Below are 13,861 nucleotides of genomic sequence, written 5' to 3'. Positions count from 1 at the left end.
CCGCGCCGTCCGGCCCGCCCGAGGCCCGCGGCGCACGCAGAGCGTCCCGCCGGGCTGCGTGCACCGCCACCTCGTTGCGCCCGCATCCGTCCACCTCTGGAAAGCGAGAACCACGTCCCGTGAACTACACCCTCGACCCGGACCTCGTCCCCCTCCTGACAGCCCTCGCGGGGCAGGCCGCCGGCGCGCCCGCCCGCGAGCGCGGGGACTGGAAGGCGATCCGCGAGGCCGGCACCCTGGGCCAGGCCGCCATGGCGGCCTTGGTCCCCCCGGTCACCGGGATCAGGACCACCACCTACTTCGCCACGGCGCCCGACGGCGCCCGGATCGAACTGCGCTGGTACGCCTCCGGGGAGACCATGGCGCCGGGCCCGGCGGTGCTCTACGCCCACGGCGGCGGCATGATCCTGGGCGACCTGGACGCCTACGACACCCTGATCTCCTGGTACGTCGCGCACAGTGGGGTGCCGTTCCTGTCCGTCGGCTACCGCCTGGCGCCCGAGGCGAGTGGCACCATGCTCGCCGAGGACGTCTTCGCCGGCCTGACCTGGCTCACCGGCCACGCGCACGAACTGGCGGTGGACACCGCACGCATCGCGGTGATGGGCGACAGCGGCGGCGGCGCACCCGCCGCGGCCACCGCCATCCTGGCCCGCGACCGGCACATCCCCCTGGCCCGCCAGATCCTGGTCTATCCCATGCTCGACGATCGCAACCAGAACCCCGACCCGGCCCGCGAACCCTTCCTGACCTGGACCTACGACGACAACTACACGGCGTGGAAGGCGGTGCTCGGCGACACACTGGGAACCGCGGATGTCTCCCCGGTCGCTGCACCGGCCCGCCTGAGCGACTTCACCGGCCTGGCCCCGGCCTACATCGACACCGGAGACCTCGACATCTTCCGCGACGAGGACATCGCCTACGCCGCGCGCCTGGCCGCCGCGGGCGTCCCCGTCGAACTGCACGTCCATCCCGGCGTCCCGCACGGATGGGACCGCCTCGCCCCGCACTGCGGGGCCGCCCAGCGCGCCTTCGCCGACCGCCTCCGCGCCCTGGTCGCCCTCTGAACGTCCCGCTTCTCGGGGAAGCCCCCAGGTGACCAGCACAGGCGGCACGCCCCGGGGCAGGAGACCTCCCCTCAGGGGAGGTCTCGCCGCCGGGCCGGGTCTTGCACCTCCCCTGACGGCACACCGCAGGCTTGCCCGTAGCGGCCGATCAAGGCCGCAAGACGAAAGGAGCAACGTCATGACGACTATCGAGCAGGACAAGGAAGCCATCATCGCCATCGTCCGCGAGATGGCGGAGTCGATGACCGGCGCGCAGAGCACCCGCCACTGGGCGCCGGACGTGCTCTGGTTCGACATCCCCCCGTTCGCGTCCAGGGGCATCGCGCCGGCGCGCAAGCTGTTCGACGACACCTTCGCCAACTTCGAGTCCTGCAAAGTCGACATCCTCGAACTGGACGCGAAGGTCAACGGAGACATGGGCATCGTCTGCACGGTGCAGAGCACGGACATCGTGCTCAAGAACGGCGCCACCAAGCACGTCATGGCCCGGCAGACCGACTGCTTCGAACGGCGGCAGAACGGCTGGGAACTGATCCACCAGCACGCCTCCGTCCCGTCCGGCGGCGAGTGGGACGGCACGATCACCACCGCCTAGGACCCGGCCCGCGCCGCGACCAGCCTCCCCCACCACGGCCGCACCCGCGACGGCATACCCACCCAGCCCCGCCGCGGGCAGCAGCCCAGCCCCCTTCACCACGCCCCGCCCCAGAACGTCCGGCCCGTCACGGCACCGGCCGAACTCATCGCTCGCCACCGCCCAAACCGTGCACAACAACCTCCCCAGGAGAGGGGGCTCACCATGAGCGTGTACGTCACGACCGAGCTGAAGACCCGGCCCGAACACACCGAGCAAGCCGTCAACAAGCTCCGCTAAGCCCTGCGAGCGCACCCGGCCCTCGATGTTCGCCGAGGTCGGCTCCAGCCCGAGGCCGGCCGCGAGTTCCTGGCACGATACCGTCTCACCGCCTGGCGAAGACCTCCCGGCCAGCAGAGCGAGGATGCGCTGGTAGTCGACCGCGAGTGCACCCGCCGCGAGCCCGGGACGCCACACCGGCACGATCGAGCCCGGCCTGACCGGCCTCGCCGGAGACGGCGCAGACTGCTCCGGCGAGGCCACAGGAGCGGGGTCCCCACCTGCGGACGTCGGTGCAACCGCAGATGCCCCCGTCTTCGGGCATTCAGCATGGACTTCGCCAACACGCTGCCGGGCGATCACCCAGCCCTTCCAATCGGTCTCGGCATCGGCGAGTTCGGCCAGGACCCGGTCAACCTCCTCCCGCAGCCCCTCCACACGCTCCCGCGCGGCCAACTCCCTTGCTTCCAGCAGACCCACGACCGACGCCACCCAACACCTCCGCCGACGAAGCAACCCTTCCGCACCCGGGGCAAGATCACACCTGACCTGCGGAAACCCGTCCATCAGGTTCGGTACAACAACGCCGTCTTAGAGGTTGTCTCACGTGGCAGGTTTCGCGGGCTTCTTGTAGCGGGTCAGGGCGGCGGTCATGGCCGGGCCCCTTGGCTCTGCCGGTCGTTGCGGACCGCGTACGGGATCTTGAGACCACGAGCTGCCCATGGCAGGCTCATGCCGCATGATCGATGAATTCGCGAAGGACAACCTGCACGGAAGACTGCGGCGGGACCGCAGGGCGCTGCTCTGGAAACTCGACGGCCTGTCCGAATACGACGCCCGTCGGCCTCTGACAGCGACCGGGACCAGCCTCCTCGGCCTGGTCAAACACGTGGCCACCGTCGAGGCCAGGTACTTCGGCGAGGTCTTCGACCGGCCTTCCCCGGAACCGCTGCCCCGGTGGCAGGACCACGACGGCAGTGACCTGTGGGCGGCCGAGGACGAGACCCGCGACCAGATCATCGGGTTCTGCCGGCGCACGTGGGAACACTCGGACGTGACGATCAACGAGCTTCCCCTCGACGCCCCCGGCCACGTGCCGTGGTGGCCGGAGCCCTGTCCCAACACGAACCTGTTCGCCGTCATGGTCCATGTCCTCGGCGAGTCCAACCGCCATGCCGGGCACGCCGACATCCTGCGCGAGGGCCTCGACGGCCGGACCGGGATGCGCCCCGAACACGAGACACAGATCGACGAGGAAGCCCGTGCGGCCTACTGCGCGAAGATCGAGCAGGCCGCCAGGGCTGCCTCGGCCGCACCCGTCAAGGCTTAGACATCACTTCAGTTGGCGTGATCTTGCGGCAGCCTGAGGTGATGGCTGCTGCGCTTGTCGAACGGTTGGCGCCAGCAGAACTGCGGGAGTTGTTCCAGCGAGTGGTTCCGGCGGCTCCGGAACGGCCGCAGGATGGTGGACATCGTCGGCGAGGGGACCGTGAGGGGCTGGCCGCGATCATCTTCGTGGCCACCTCAGGCTGTACCTGGAACCAACTGCCGCCGGGCTTCGGGCTGTCGGGCGTGACAGCCTTCCGCCGGTTCACCGAGTGGAACGAGGCCCGTGTGTGGGCCAAGCTCCACCGCCTGGTTCTCGACGAACTGGGTTCCCGGGGGCGTCTGGACTGGTCCCGGTGCGCGATCGACTCCGTCAGCATCCGGGCCCTCAAAGGGGGCAGCTGACAGGACCGAATCCGCCCGACCGCGGCAAGAAGGGTTCGAAAATCCACCTCATCGTCGACCGCAGCGGCCTGCCCCTGTCGATCGGTGTCTCCGCGGCGAACCTCCACGACAGCCAGGCCCTGATCCCGCTGGTCCGCGGTATCCCGCCCATCCGCTCACGTCGCGGCCCACGGCGCCGCAGGCCCGGCAAACTGCACGGGGACAAGGGAGATGACTACCGGTATCTGCGGCGCTGGCTCTCTTCCCGAGGCATCCGGCACCGCCTCGCCCGCGAGGGCATCGAGTCGTCCCGACGCTTGGGCCGGCACCGTTGGGTCGTGGAACGGACCGAGTCCTGGCCGTCCGGCTGCCGACGCCTCCACCGCCGCTACGAACGCAAGCCGGAACACTTCCTCGCCATCGCCGCGACCTTCGTATGTCACCGCAGGCTCACCCACTGAAATGACGTCCAATCTCAGACGGGGCGCTCGGCCATGACGACCAGACCCGGCCCACTGAACTGATCTGCCGGGAGCCGGAGTTCGGCGACAGGGCGCAGTCCGGCCTGCTCGATCAGGCCGACGAACTGTTCCGGCCGCCATTTGTGCGTCGTCCAGTGGACGGGCACACCTCCGTAGGCCTCCGTCCGCACTGCGTCCTCGTCACCGACGTGCGTTCCGGTGATGAGGTGTCCGCCCGGCTTCAGGGCCCGCGCGAACAGGGTGAGGACCTGAGGAAGGACGTTGCGCGGGAGGTTGAACAGTGACCACCACCCGAGTACGCCGCCGAGGGACGCCTCTTCGAGGCTGAGGTCGGTGGCGGAGGCGACGCTGAAGCGGCAGTGCGGATAAAGACGGCGGGCATTTTGGATCATGCCGGGCGAGAGATCGACTCCGGACACGTCGAGTCCGCGTTCGGCGAGGTAGGCGGTCACCGTTCCGGGCCCGCAGCCGACGTCGAGGACAGGCCCGAGTTCGCTCACGGTGTCGGCGAAGGCGTCGATCGATGCCTTGAGCCAGGGATGGCAACGGATGTCGCCCATTCCCGTCGTCGCCACCATCTCGGCGTAGTTGTCGGCCACCCTGTCATAGGACTCACGGACCACGTCGAGGTCGGCCGGCCGGTCAATGCGGTATGCACCCATCAGCCAACATTAGGGCGACGAGTTTGCTGAGACAGGAGGTTGAACAACTCGGCTGGGTAGACAGGGCAGCACCGTGTCGCGGCCGAACGCCGCGGGCAGTGGCCTGGCTGTGGCAGCTTGCTGCGTACGTCGCCCGGGACTCGTTCACTTCACATCGCAGACCCGGTGGGAAGCCGCAGATACACCGGGAACGGACGGCCGTTCGACAAGCGCAGCAGCCATCACCCCGGACTGCCGCAAGATCACCCCAACTGAAATGACGTCTTACCAGCTCAAGGGCTTTCGAGGCATGGCCACCCGGTTCGACAAGACCGTCACCTCCTACGAAGCAGCGGTCAATCTCGCGTCGCTCCTGGTCCGGGCACGATCTCTTTGACGGGTGATCGTCAGAGCCCGAGGCCGCCCGCGACCAACACTTCCTGCTTGGTGAACTCTCCCGTGAGCATCGGCATGGCCTTGCTGATGGCCGCCTTCGCCTCGGGCAGTTCCAGAGAAGCATCGTGATGTCCCTTGGTCTTCCAGACCTCGGTCACCCAGATCGTCGTGTCGTCCTCGTCTGCCCAGCCGACGATGTAGATGTCGCATCCTGCCTCGCGAAGGCCGTCGACAGCGCTCAGAAGTATGGAGACGACTTCGTCGCGGAAACCAGGTCGGGTCTTCATCGATGCCATGCAGCCGTAGGCCATACAGAGGCCTTCCTCTCTCCTCGGACGAGGCCGGGCGCCGACCCACGGCAGCACCCTGCCATCGGCAGCCCACGAACTCAACGGAGGTGGTCGGTTCAGCCCCGGGCGGCTGCCTCTAATCCGTCCGTCAGCATCCTTTGAAGACGGACCCCAGTGCCGGGCGGCGCCGAACCTCACTGGTTCATCTTGCGGAAGTCCTGATACTCGTCACAGACGATGCCCTGGTTGACCCAGCGTCGGGGGACTGCGGAGAGGTCACGCTCGGCAAGGTGCAAGGCGTCCTCAGAGGTGGGCAGGACCGCGATCATCCGTCCCCACGTCTCCTCCTCGGGATCCAGGGGCGGGAACTCGGTGATGTCGAAGAAGTTGTCGGTGCCGACGTCTTCGACATCACTCACATAGATCGTCACGCCGGATGAGCCGGGGCTGAGGGCGACCCACCGCAGCCCTCGGTGACCATCGTGTTCGACCCTGCCGAGGAACTGCTCGATCTGCTGGCCGCGCCGGAGGGCAGCGAGGGCGAATGAGGGCATGAGGTGCCGCATGCAGGTTCCTCTACTGGTGCTGGTCCGGCAGACGTCCTGGGTCGATGTGATCAGCAAGGTAGATGAGGGTGGCCTGGGGGTCCATGCCGAGGGTGGCGGCTACGAGCTTGGGGTCCATGATGTTCGCCAGGTCGACGCGACGAGTGCTGCGGATCATCTGGGGCGGGCGTCCACAGTCGTCAAGTACCTGAGGTCGACGTCCTGGCTGCCCCGGCCCACTGCCTCCCCCCGGTAGCCACGGGCCCGGACAGTGGATGGGGAGTGGCCCCTCGCGCATGGACCTGTTTCCATCGTGAGTTGGCGGGGGCCGGGACTGCGAGGGGGCCAGAGGGCATGGGCGAGGATGACAGCCGGATCGAGGGCGGCCGATGGGAAGCGGCGAGTCCGGCGATGCTGGGATCCGCGGCGGAACTCCTGGTGGCCGCCGAGTTCGCGCTGGCCGAGTACCAGGTGTACGAGCCCGTGGCAGACGACCGCGGAGTCGACCTCTTGGTTGACCTTGGGGCGGGTCGGCATCTGCTGGTCCAGGTGAAATCGGTTCGGGTCGGCATCCGCGACAGCTATGTATTCATGCGCAAGAAGCACTTCCCGTTGGAACCTCATCGCGCAGTCGCGTTGGTGATCTTTCCAACGGGCGGTGACCGGCCGGAGTTCATGCTCATCCCGGCAGAGACGTGGCGTGCCGCTCGACCGCCCTTCGCCGACCGCGATTACGCAGGGAGGAAGAGCGACCCCGAGTACGGCATCTCCGTGCATCGCAGCCGATGGCGCGAGGACCTGGCCGGATGGTCCCTGCGCGAGCAGATGAAGGAGATCACGGGCCCGCTCATCCAGGATCCGGCCGACGTGAATGGTGTCGGCGAAGGACTTCACAGTGAGCCCTTCCGACCTCGTCAGGAGTGCTGACGAGGTCGGCCCCTGGCGGAGCCGGACGGAGACGCTGGTGCAGGATGGTTCCGTGCCCACCACAGTCGTCGAGATCCATGTGCCGTTGCTGCCGACACCCCATCTGCCCGACGGCGCCTACCCATTTCCCTGGATCGAGGACGTCGAGGACTTCCTCTTCGCTCTCGAAAACCAAGGCGATGTCGAGGTCTTCGACGACGGAGAGGACGACGGGGACGCCTACGTCTTCTTCGTCACCGGAGCAGGTGAGCGGGAACTCCTGGCAGTGGCGTCCCGCGTGGCCACCCTCCCCGGGGTCCCCGCGGGAGCGTTTGCCGTGGTCGGCAACGACGCGGCCGAGGAGCTCGGCCTGGGACGACGGGTAGCGCTTCCACTGCCTGCGCCGGGCGCAGCGTAGTCGACTGTCGTACCTCACGGTCGGGGCCGTCCGTCCAACGACGTGGCACACCAGTCCGCCGTCAGGTCTCTCCGCCCCCACTGGACCATGAAACGCGCAGTCCTGGTGGTGCTGGAACGCGGACAGCCTTTCGCTGCACGGCACGTTGGATGCGTGGCATGACCTCCAAGAAAACAACCAGCCACGTCGCGTATCACCGGAAGATCGCCCCGCGGGCCCTGGTCGCGGCCCGCCGCCGTAAGCGATGTGGTCGGTGACGGAATACGTGCTTGGTGTCCCCGTGTCGCAAGGGGAACCATCAACCGCGGTGAGTGCGTCACGTCATCGTGACGTGGCGTGGCCAGGCACTGGTCGGGCCGTTGTTGAGCTTGTCGTTTAATGTCCAGCTTCGAACAGGTGATCCTAACGATTACGCGTCCGCGTGGTCTGCCCAGAGAATGCCGGCCTCGCGCCGCCCCGGCGGCGTGAGAGCAGTAGCTCGACAGCGATATCGGTCCGCTCGGGGATGATCTACTCCGTCGGACTCAGCGGTGGGGTGGTGTGACGTGGGCGAGTGGCGAACTGATCCGACGTTCGCGATGTGCCGGGCGTTGGCGGACGGGGCAGACCTGTCCTCATTTGTGGGCGGGCCGTTCGATGTGCGTGCGGTGGTGGCCGCCATACGGCCCGAGGTCAAGGACGGATTCTTGCTCGATGAAGTGCCCTGGGAGAACTTCCCGCAGGGGGATCACGTCAGGGAGGCCGTCCGCCTGCTCCACTCCTGCGGCTCGCCCGTTCGCACCGGAACGGGAGTTGTGAGCGGCATGTGCGCCAACGACATGCGGGCCGCCGCCGTGCTCGCCGTACCGTTCCTGATTCGGATCGCTGCCGACCCCCGCCACCCTTACCGTGCTGACGCGCTCGCTGAAGTCTCCTCCCCGGCCCGCGCCCGCTACTTCGGCGTTGCTTCCCGTGGCGAACTGCTGCTCCACCGCGCCGACACCCAGTACGACGACCTCTACGACGACTACGGCGTCGAGGTGACCGGCTACCCAGCGGGCTGGTCGGTTGCTGCAGCCCGGGCCGCGATCACCGCCGATGCCCCCTCTTGAAGCCTCTTCTGCACGATCCCGACCCTGCGATCCGGATCCGCGCCGCCTACGCACTGGCCGCTGCCACCGACCTCGACTACGCCTCACAGAAGTTCCGGCGGGCCTGGTGCAAGCTCGGCGTCACCCGCCCATGGGCCGGGTCGGCTCGTGCTTCGACAATGCCGTCAGCGAGGGATGGTTCCGCCGTAGCCGCGCGTACGTGGTGACGCGCGAGGCCAGTTGGACGGTGCGTGGAGCGTGTACCCGCGCAACGCACCGCTCCACTCCGCCCGCACCGGGCCGTTACCCATTACGGACAAGGACGCGATGACTGCTCAGACCTCACATGAAAGGGTGCGGGTCGCTCCGGCAGAGGGCTCCTCGGGGGAAGCGGGTGCTTGCACGCGGTCGTGCGGGAGACCCGAACCGGGGCGGGACGGATCCGGGCACGATCACCCGTGCCACGGCGATCTCCAGATCCGTGACGTCCGGCGTGGTGACATCGGCGTAGAGCACATCGGGCGCGACGCGGCTGACCGAGAGGGCCAGTTCCCGCAGGGGGTCGGATGGGCGGGAGTTGTCCATGGCCTTTGGACTCAAAGACGGCGACGGCCAGGGCAGATACGGGGCGGTCTCCAGGAACGCGCAGGCGCTCGCCGACCCCGGCACGGCGTAGAGGAGGCCGTGGCCGTCGATCGTCGTGACCCGTGAGGGGTCCTCGGTCAGCTACGCTGCCCGCTGGAAATCTGCCGACGACCTGTGCAGGCGCCAGGGGCCAGTGCCGTGCGCAACTGGGCCTGGCCGCCGCCGTCACGGCGGCCCTGGTCGCCCACGCGCGTAACAACGGAGTGAACACCATCTTCCTCGCCTGCGCAGAGGACGCCGTCGCTCGCATCTACTCACGTCTGGGCTTCCGCCCCGCCGGCACCACGCTTCTGATCGCCAACCAACCCGCGCGATCATAAGGTCGCAGACTCTGACTGGTGACTTGGGGAGGAAGGACGGCCGGAGCCGGCGCGAAGCACGGCCATGCTCCCACCGCAAGCCCTCCGGTTTTGAACCCGAGGCGTTCACGGCGCTGACCGATATGCGGTCCCGAAACTCACCGACAGACCCACCGCGTCACCGGGGGACTCCTCAGCGCATCCATCGGATGCTGAATTGCAAAATTTCGCAATTGGCTAGATGCTGTGTTTGTTGTGTCTGCAGGTAGCCGTGGGCGCAGCCTTCGCTTGCCCCGGCCGGGGCGCTGTCGGGAAGTCGAGGGGTTGTGTCCGTTCCGCTGTACCAGGCGAAGGCCGAGTTCTTCCGGATGCTGGGGCATCCCGTGCGGATACGGGTGCTGGAGCTGCTGCAGGACGGACCGATGCCGGTACGCGGTCTGCTGGCCGCGATCGAGGTGGAACCCTCCAGTCTGTCGCAGCAGCTGGCGGTGCTGCGTCGTTCAGGCATCGTCACCTCGGCGCGGGAGGGTTCGACGGTGGTCTACGAGCTGGCCGGCGGGGACGTCGCCGACCTGCTGAAGGCCGCACGGCGGATCCTGACCGAGATGCTGGCCGGGCAGAACGAGTTGCTGGCCGAGCTGCGGGAAGTCGAGGTCGCCGCGCGATGACGTCCGCCCTCACCCGGATCCAGGGCCGGATCGCGGCGCTGCTGCCTGGCCGTAGCGATGTGGCGGAGATGCGCCGCGACCCGCGCCGGGACCTGCTCGCGGGTCTGACGGTGGCGATCGTCGCGTTGCCGCTCGCGCTCGGTTTCGGTGTCTCCTCCGGGCTGGGTGCCGAGGCGGGACTGGCGACCGCGGTCGTCGCCGGTGCGCTCGCCGCGGTGTTCGGCGGCTCGAATCTGCAGGTGTCCGGGCCGACGGGTGCGATGACGGTGGTGCTCGTGCCGATCGTCGCCGCGCACGGGCCGAGTGGGGTGCTCACGGTGGGGCTGATGGCCGGCGTGATGCTCGTCGCGCTCGCCCTGCTCAAGGCCGGCAAGTACATGCAGTACGTGCCCGCGCCCGTGGTCGAGGGGTTCACTCTCGGCATCGCCTGCGTGATCGGTCTGCAGCAGATCCCCAACGCGCTCGGGGTGCCCAAGCCCGAGGGCGACCGCGTCCTCGTGGTGACCTGGCGCGCGCTGGAGGAGTTCGCGAAGGATCCGAACTGGACCGCCGTCGCCTTCGCTCTGGCCGTTGCCGCTGTCATGATCATCGGGGCCCGCTGGCGGCCCGCCGTCCCGTTTTCCATTCTCGCGGTGATCGCGGCCACCGTCGTGGCCCAGGTGGCCGGCCTGGACGCGGCGAAGCCGATCGGTGACCTGCCGTCCGGCCTGCCCGCGCCGTCCCTCGCCTTCCTGGACCCGGGCGCGCTCGGCTCCCTGCTCGCTCCCGCCGTCGCGGTTGCGGCGCTGGCCGCTCTGGAGTCGCTGCTGTCGGCCTCGGTGGCCGACGGCATGACGGTCGGCCAGAAACACGATGCGGACCGGGAGCTGTTCGGTCAGGGCCTGGCCAACATCGTCGCCCCGCTGTTCGGCGGCGTGCCCGCGACCGGAGCGATCGCCCGCACCGCGGTCAACGTCCGCACCGGCGCGAGTTCCCGACTGGCCGCCCTGATCCACGCCGCGGTCCTCGCGGTGATCGTCTTTGCGGCCGCGCCCCTCGTCTCCAGGATCCCGCTGGCCGCGCTCGCCGGGGTGCTGCTGGCCACCGCGATCCGCATGGTCGAGGTCGGCTCGCTCAAGGCGATGGCGAAGGCCACCCGCTCCGACGCCCTGATCCTCGTGCTCACCGCTGTCGCGACCCTGGCCCTGGACCTCGTGTACGCGGTGATCATCGGCCTGGTCGTCGCGGGCGCCCTCGCCCTGCGTGCCGTCGCCAGGCAGGCCCGCCTGGACCAGGTCCCGCTCGACCGCGGCGACCACAGCGCCGAAGAACACGCGCTGCTCGCCGAGCACATCGTCGCCTACCGCATCGACGGCCCGCTGTTCTTCGCCGCCGCCCACCGTTTCCTCCTGGAACTGTCCGAGGTCGCCGACGTCCGCGTCGTCATCCTGCGCATGTCCCGCGTGACCACCATCGACGCCACCGGCGCCCTCGTCCTCAAGGACGCGGTCGAGAAACTCAACCGGCGCGGCATCGTCGTCATGTCCTCCGGCATACGCCCCGGCCAGCGCCAGGTCCTGGACTCCGTGGGCGCGCTGGACCTGCTGCGCCACGAGGGCGGGGAGTACGCCACCACTCCCGAGGCCATCCGGGCCGCCCGCGATCACCTGGAAACGGCCGGAGTCCTGCCGGCCCTTCCCGCCCAGAAGCCTCGAACCTCCAGCGAGGAAGCCCTGCGATGAGCTCTCCCCTCACCCCCCTTCGCCTGGTCGAGGTCTCCGGCGCGGAGGCTCTGTGGCTGCTGGAAGGCAGCACACTGGGCCGGCTGGTGTACGCGCAGCGGGACCTGGCCGTGATCCGTCCCGCCCACCACGTGTGGGAGTACGGCCGGCTCGTCGTCCGCACGCCCGTGCCGGTCGCGGCGGTGCCTGCGACGGCGACGTACCACGTCGACGACATCCGGGCCGTTTCCGGCACCGGCTGGACGGTCACCGTGTCCGGCCCCGCCGAGGTGATCACCGGCCCCGACGAGGCCGGCCACTACCGGCGCACCCTCGCGGGCTGGAGCCACGGCCCGCACGACACCCTGCTGCGCCTGCACCCCAAGACCGTCACCGGATTCCGCCTCGCCCGCGCGGAGGCATGATGTCCGCTCAACTTGAAGCGCTGCCCCACCGACATGTGCTCACGTTGCCCAGTGAGCCGTCCGCCGTACGGTCAGCCCGCGAGACCGCCGAGCAGGCCCTGGTCGAGTGGGGCATCGGGCTGCGTCACCCCGCAGTGGATCCGGCGCTGCTGATCCTTGCCGAGCTGGTCACCAACAGCGTCCGGCACGCCGCCGTCCTCTCCCCGACGGTGACCGTGATCTACGCGGCCGGGCGGGACTGCCTGGCCTTCGCCGTCCACGACCGCCACCCCTACCAGCCGCCGCTGTATGGCGCGGTCACCGGTACCGGGACGAGCGGCCTGGCCACGGTCATGGAACTCACGCTCGCCCTGGGCGGGACGGCGGTGGTCCGCGCGGATGCCGACGGCGGTGGCAAGAGCATCTGGATCACCCTCCCCCTGTGAACCGGACGCACCGGCTGGCCTGCCGGTGACCCGAGCGCCGGGTGACCTACCCGGCTCGGCCGGGCGCGAAGGCGTTGTCGCCGTCCCGGACGGGCACGAGCGTGGAGGAGTCCTCGTAGCCCGCCTTCGCGGCCGCGGCCTCCGTGGACGGCGGACCCGCGCCCTGGGCGCCAAGCTCGGAGACGAGGGCGCCTGCGCCCAGCAGGTCTTCCAGGGCAGCTCGCAGGCGCTCGTCGGGCCACCGCTCGCCGGCGGCGATCACCGACGTACTGAAGGACAACACGCAGACGATGACCGGACAGGCCACCTCCAGCGCGAGGCGTTGCGCCCCGGTGGGGCCCACTGGAAACAGGCACCGCTGCCGAGCCGGAGATCTCGGTCGCCCGTCGCATCCCTCCCCGGCTCCGCCTGCCGCGCAGGGTTCATCCCTGGCGGGGATACGGGGTGGGCTGATCGGCACGGCCTCCGAAGGCCAGCTTCAGCAGGCGGGACTCGCCGCAGCGCGGACAGCTGCCGTCCGGAGCAAGGGCGGTGGGCCGGCACTTCAGACGGCAGCCGGGGCACTTGAACCAGGCGACGCCACTGCCGCGCAGCGGGGTGATCCTCACGCAACCCTCCTCACAAGACCTAAGGAATTGCTAATGTTAGCAATTCCTGAGGTCATCACTAGCGGATTCGACGGTCCTCTCCTCCGGTGCGGTTTCGGCTTGGCCGGTGCCGCAGGTGAGGATGGGCCGCATGTTCTTGACGAGTGGGTGGATGCGATGCGCCGAGGCCCGGCCGGTGGTGCCGTGCTGCTGTACGGGGGAGGAGACGGCCAGGTGAGTACACCGCTGTACCAGCTGAAGGCCGAGTTCTTCAAAACCCTCGGCCACCCGGCCCGCATCCGTGTCCTGGAGCTGCTGAGCGAGCGCGAGCACGCGGTCGCGGAGATGCTTCCCGAGGTGGGCATCGAGGCCGCGCACCTGTCCCAGCAGCTCGCGGTACTGCGGCGCGCGAACCTCGTGCGGACCCGGAAGGAGGGCTCCAACGTGTACTACTCGCTGGCCAGCCCGGACCTCGCGGAGCTGCTGCGGGTGGCACGGGGCATCCTCTCCGGCGTGCTGGCCGGGCAGGCCGAGTTGCTCGCCGACCTGCAGGCCGCGCAGGGGGAGGCGAAGCCGCCGTCGTAGCGGCGGCCCCAAGACGGCGGCCGTCTCCCCGGAGAGTTGACAGCGCTCTGTGGTGCCGGGAGGCGGCCGCCTTCACAAAGATTCTCCATCAGGGCAAAGCGTCGGAAAAGTGCCGTAACTCTGCTCATGGGATCGCCGGTTGGCCC

The 13,861-nt window shown here is 69.0% G+C and carries 19 protein-coding genes and 1 pseudogene; 13 read left to right on the top strand and 7 right to left on the bottom strand.

Annotated elements, in window-relative coordinates:
* The first annotated feature begins 119 nt into the window (after positions 1–119).
* The 3 genes from ACFWPQ_RS28270 (at position 120) to ACFWPQ_RS28260 (ending at position 3,253) form a co-directional block, all read left to right on the top strand.
* Positions 120–1,070: an alpha/beta hydrolase fold domain-containing protein gene (locus ACFWPQ_RS28270; protein WP_384040505.1), complete on the top strand. Its 951-nt coding sequence runs from the start codon at positions 120–122 to the stop codon at positions 1,068–1,070.
* A gap of 178 nt (positions 1,071–1,248) precedes the next feature.
* Complete coding sequence (locus ACFWPQ_RS28265) at positions 1,249–1,665, top strand: nuclear transport factor 2 family protein (RefSeq protein WP_143604716.1); 417 nt, start codon at positions 1,249–1,251, stop codon at positions 1,663–1,665.
* Between the two features lie 997 nt (positions 1,666–2,662).
* On the top strand, positions 2,663–3,253 hold the full coding sequence (locus ACFWPQ_RS28260) for a DinB family protein (protein ID WP_384040501.1): 591 nt from the start codon (positions 2,663–2,665) through the stop codon (positions 3,251–3,253).
* An 8-nt stretch (positions 3,254–3,261) separates the two neighbouring features.
* On the opposite strand, the gene ACFWPQ_RS28255 is transcribed toward ACFWPQ_RS28260, so the two are convergent.
* Positions 3,262–3,396 (bottom strand): hypothetical protein, encoded by a 135-nt coding sequence (locus ACFWPQ_RS28255; protein ID WP_384040856.1) that lies wholly within the window; start codon positions 3,394–3,396, stop codon positions 3,262–3,264.
* Between ACFWPQ_RS28255 and ACFWPQ_RS28250 the strand changes: the two genes are divergently transcribed.
* A protein-coding gene (locus tag ACFWPQ_RS28250; RefSeq protein WP_384040838.1) for an IS5 family transposase occupies positions 3,355–4,094 on the top strand; the annotation gives its coding sequence in 2 pieces (ribosomal slippage) (positions 3,355–3,642 and positions 3,645–4,094; 738 coding nt in all). The two genes, ACFWPQ_RS28255 and ACFWPQ_RS28250, sit on opposite strands and share 42 nt — an antisense overlap.
* A 14-nt stretch (positions 4,095–4,108) precedes the next feature.
* On the opposite strand, the gene ACFWPQ_RS28245 is transcribed toward ACFWPQ_RS28250, so the two are convergent.
* The 4 genes from ACFWPQ_RS28245 to ACFWPQ_RS28230 form a co-directional block, all read right to left on the bottom strand.
* Entirely contained in the window at positions 4,109–4,777 is a 669-nt protein-coding gene (locus ACFWPQ_RS28245) for a methyltransferase domain-containing protein (RefSeq protein ID WP_384040498.1), read from the bottom strand.
* 386 nt (positions 4,778–5,163) lie between these two features.
* Positions 5,164–5,463, bottom strand: a complete 300-nt coding sequence (locus tag ACFWPQ_RS28240) for a putative quinol monooxygenase (protein WP_384040495.1) — start codon at positions 5,461–5,463, stop codon at positions 5,164–5,166.
* Positions 5,464–5,636: 173 nt separating this feature from the next.
* Positions 5,637–6,008 carry a hypothetical protein gene (locus ACFWPQ_RS28235; RefSeq protein WP_384040492.1) on the bottom strand — a complete coding sequence of 124 codons (372 nt, stop codon included), beginning with the start codon at positions 6,006–6,008 and terminating at the stop codon, positions 5,637–5,639.
* Positions 6,009–6,018: 10 nt separating this feature from the next.
* Positions 6,019–6,165, bottom strand: coding sequence for a hypothetical protein (locus ACFWPQ_RS28230; protein WP_384040489.1), 147 nt, complete (start codon positions 6,163–6,165; stop codon positions 6,019–6,021).
* A 176-nt stretch (positions 6,166–6,341) separates the two neighbouring features.
* Here ACFWPQ_RS28230 and ACFWPQ_RS28225 point away from each other — a divergent pair, with 176 nt between their 5' ends.
* The 8 genes and pseudogenes from ACFWPQ_RS28225 to ACFWPQ_RS28190 all read left to right on the top strand — a co-directional run bounded on the left by ACFWPQ_RS28225 (position 6,342) and on the right by ACFWPQ_RS28190 (position 12,543).
* On the top strand, positions 6,342–6,914 hold the full coding sequence (locus tag ACFWPQ_RS28225; RefSeq protein ID WP_384040486.1) for a hypothetical protein: 573 nt from the start codon (positions 6,342–6,344) through the stop codon (positions 6,912–6,914).
* Between the two features lie 52 nt (positions 6,915–6,966).
* Entirely contained in the window at positions 6,967–7,311 is a 345-nt protein-coding gene (locus ACFWPQ_RS28220; protein ID WP_384040483.1) for a hypothetical protein, read from the top strand.
* Between the two features lie 545 nt (positions 7,312–7,856).
* On the top strand, positions 7,857–8,402 hold the full coding sequence (locus ACFWPQ_RS28215) for a hypothetical protein (RefSeq protein ID WP_384040480.1): 546 nt from the start codon (positions 7,857–7,859) through the stop codon (positions 8,400–8,402).
* Positions 8,403–9,136: 734 nt separating this feature from the next.
* Positions 9,137–9,346: pseudogene (locus tag ACFWPQ_RS28210) on the top strand (GNAT family N-acetyltransferase); the annotation flags it as partial.
* 305 nt (positions 9,347–9,651) lie between these two features.
* Positions 9,652–9,993, top strand: coding sequence for an ArsR/SmtB family transcription factor (locus ACFWPQ_RS28205; RefSeq protein WP_384040477.1), 342 nt, complete (start codon positions 9,652–9,654; stop codon positions 9,991–9,993).
* Positions 9,990–11,714 carry a SulP family inorganic anion transporter gene (locus tag ACFWPQ_RS28200; protein ID WP_384040474.1) on the top strand — a complete coding sequence of 575 codons (1,725 nt, stop codon included), beginning with the start codon at positions 9,990–9,992 and terminating at the stop codon, positions 11,712–11,714. The genes ACFWPQ_RS28205 and ACFWPQ_RS28200 overlap by 4 nt, the downstream gene beginning before the upstream one ends.
* Complete coding sequence (locus tag ACFWPQ_RS28195; protein WP_384040471.1) at positions 11,711–12,118, top strand: pyridoxamine 5'-phosphate oxidase family protein; 408 nt, start codon at positions 11,711–11,713, stop codon at positions 12,116–12,118. The genes ACFWPQ_RS28200 and ACFWPQ_RS28195 overlap by 4 nt, the downstream gene beginning before the upstream one ends.
* Positions 12,118–12,543 carry an ATP-binding protein gene (locus ACFWPQ_RS28190; protein WP_384040468.1) on the top strand — a complete coding sequence of 142 codons (426 nt, stop codon included), beginning with the start codon at positions 12,118–12,120 and terminating at the stop codon, positions 12,541–12,543. The genes ACFWPQ_RS28195 and ACFWPQ_RS28190 overlap by 1 nt, the downstream gene beginning before the upstream one ends.
* 46 nt (positions 12,544–12,589) lie before the next feature.
* Here ACFWPQ_RS28190 and ACFWPQ_RS28185 read toward each other — a convergent pair whose 3' ends face one another.
* Both ACFWPQ_RS28185 and ACFWPQ_RS28180 read right to left on the bottom strand, forming a co-directional pair.
* Positions 12,590–12,823, bottom strand: coding sequence for a hypothetical protein (locus ACFWPQ_RS28185; protein WP_384040465.1), 234 nt, complete (start codon positions 12,821–12,823; stop codon positions 12,590–12,592).
* 142 nt (positions 12,824–12,965) lie between these two features.
* Positions 12,966–13,151, bottom strand: coding sequence for a hypothetical protein (locus ACFWPQ_RS28180; RefSeq protein ID WP_384040462.1), 186 nt, complete (start codon positions 13,149–13,151; stop codon positions 12,966–12,968).
* Positions 13,152–13,364: 213 nt separating this feature from the next.
* Here ACFWPQ_RS28180 and ACFWPQ_RS28175 point away from each other — a divergent pair, with 213 nt between their 5' ends.
* Positions 13,365–13,715, top strand: a complete 351-nt coding sequence (locus ACFWPQ_RS28175; protein ID WP_361305377.1) for a metalloregulator ArsR/SmtB family transcription factor — start codon at positions 13,365–13,367, stop codon at positions 13,713–13,715.
* Positions 13,716–13,861 lie beyond the last annotated feature (146 nt).

Source organism: Streptomyces sp. NPDC058464 (genome assembly GCF_042721035.1).
GTDB lineage: Bacteria > Actinomycetota > Actinomycetes > Streptomycetales > Streptomycetaceae > Streptomyces.
The sequence above is the reverse complement of the archived record's forward strand: the minus strand, read 5'-3'. Positions and strand labels throughout refer to the sequence as shown.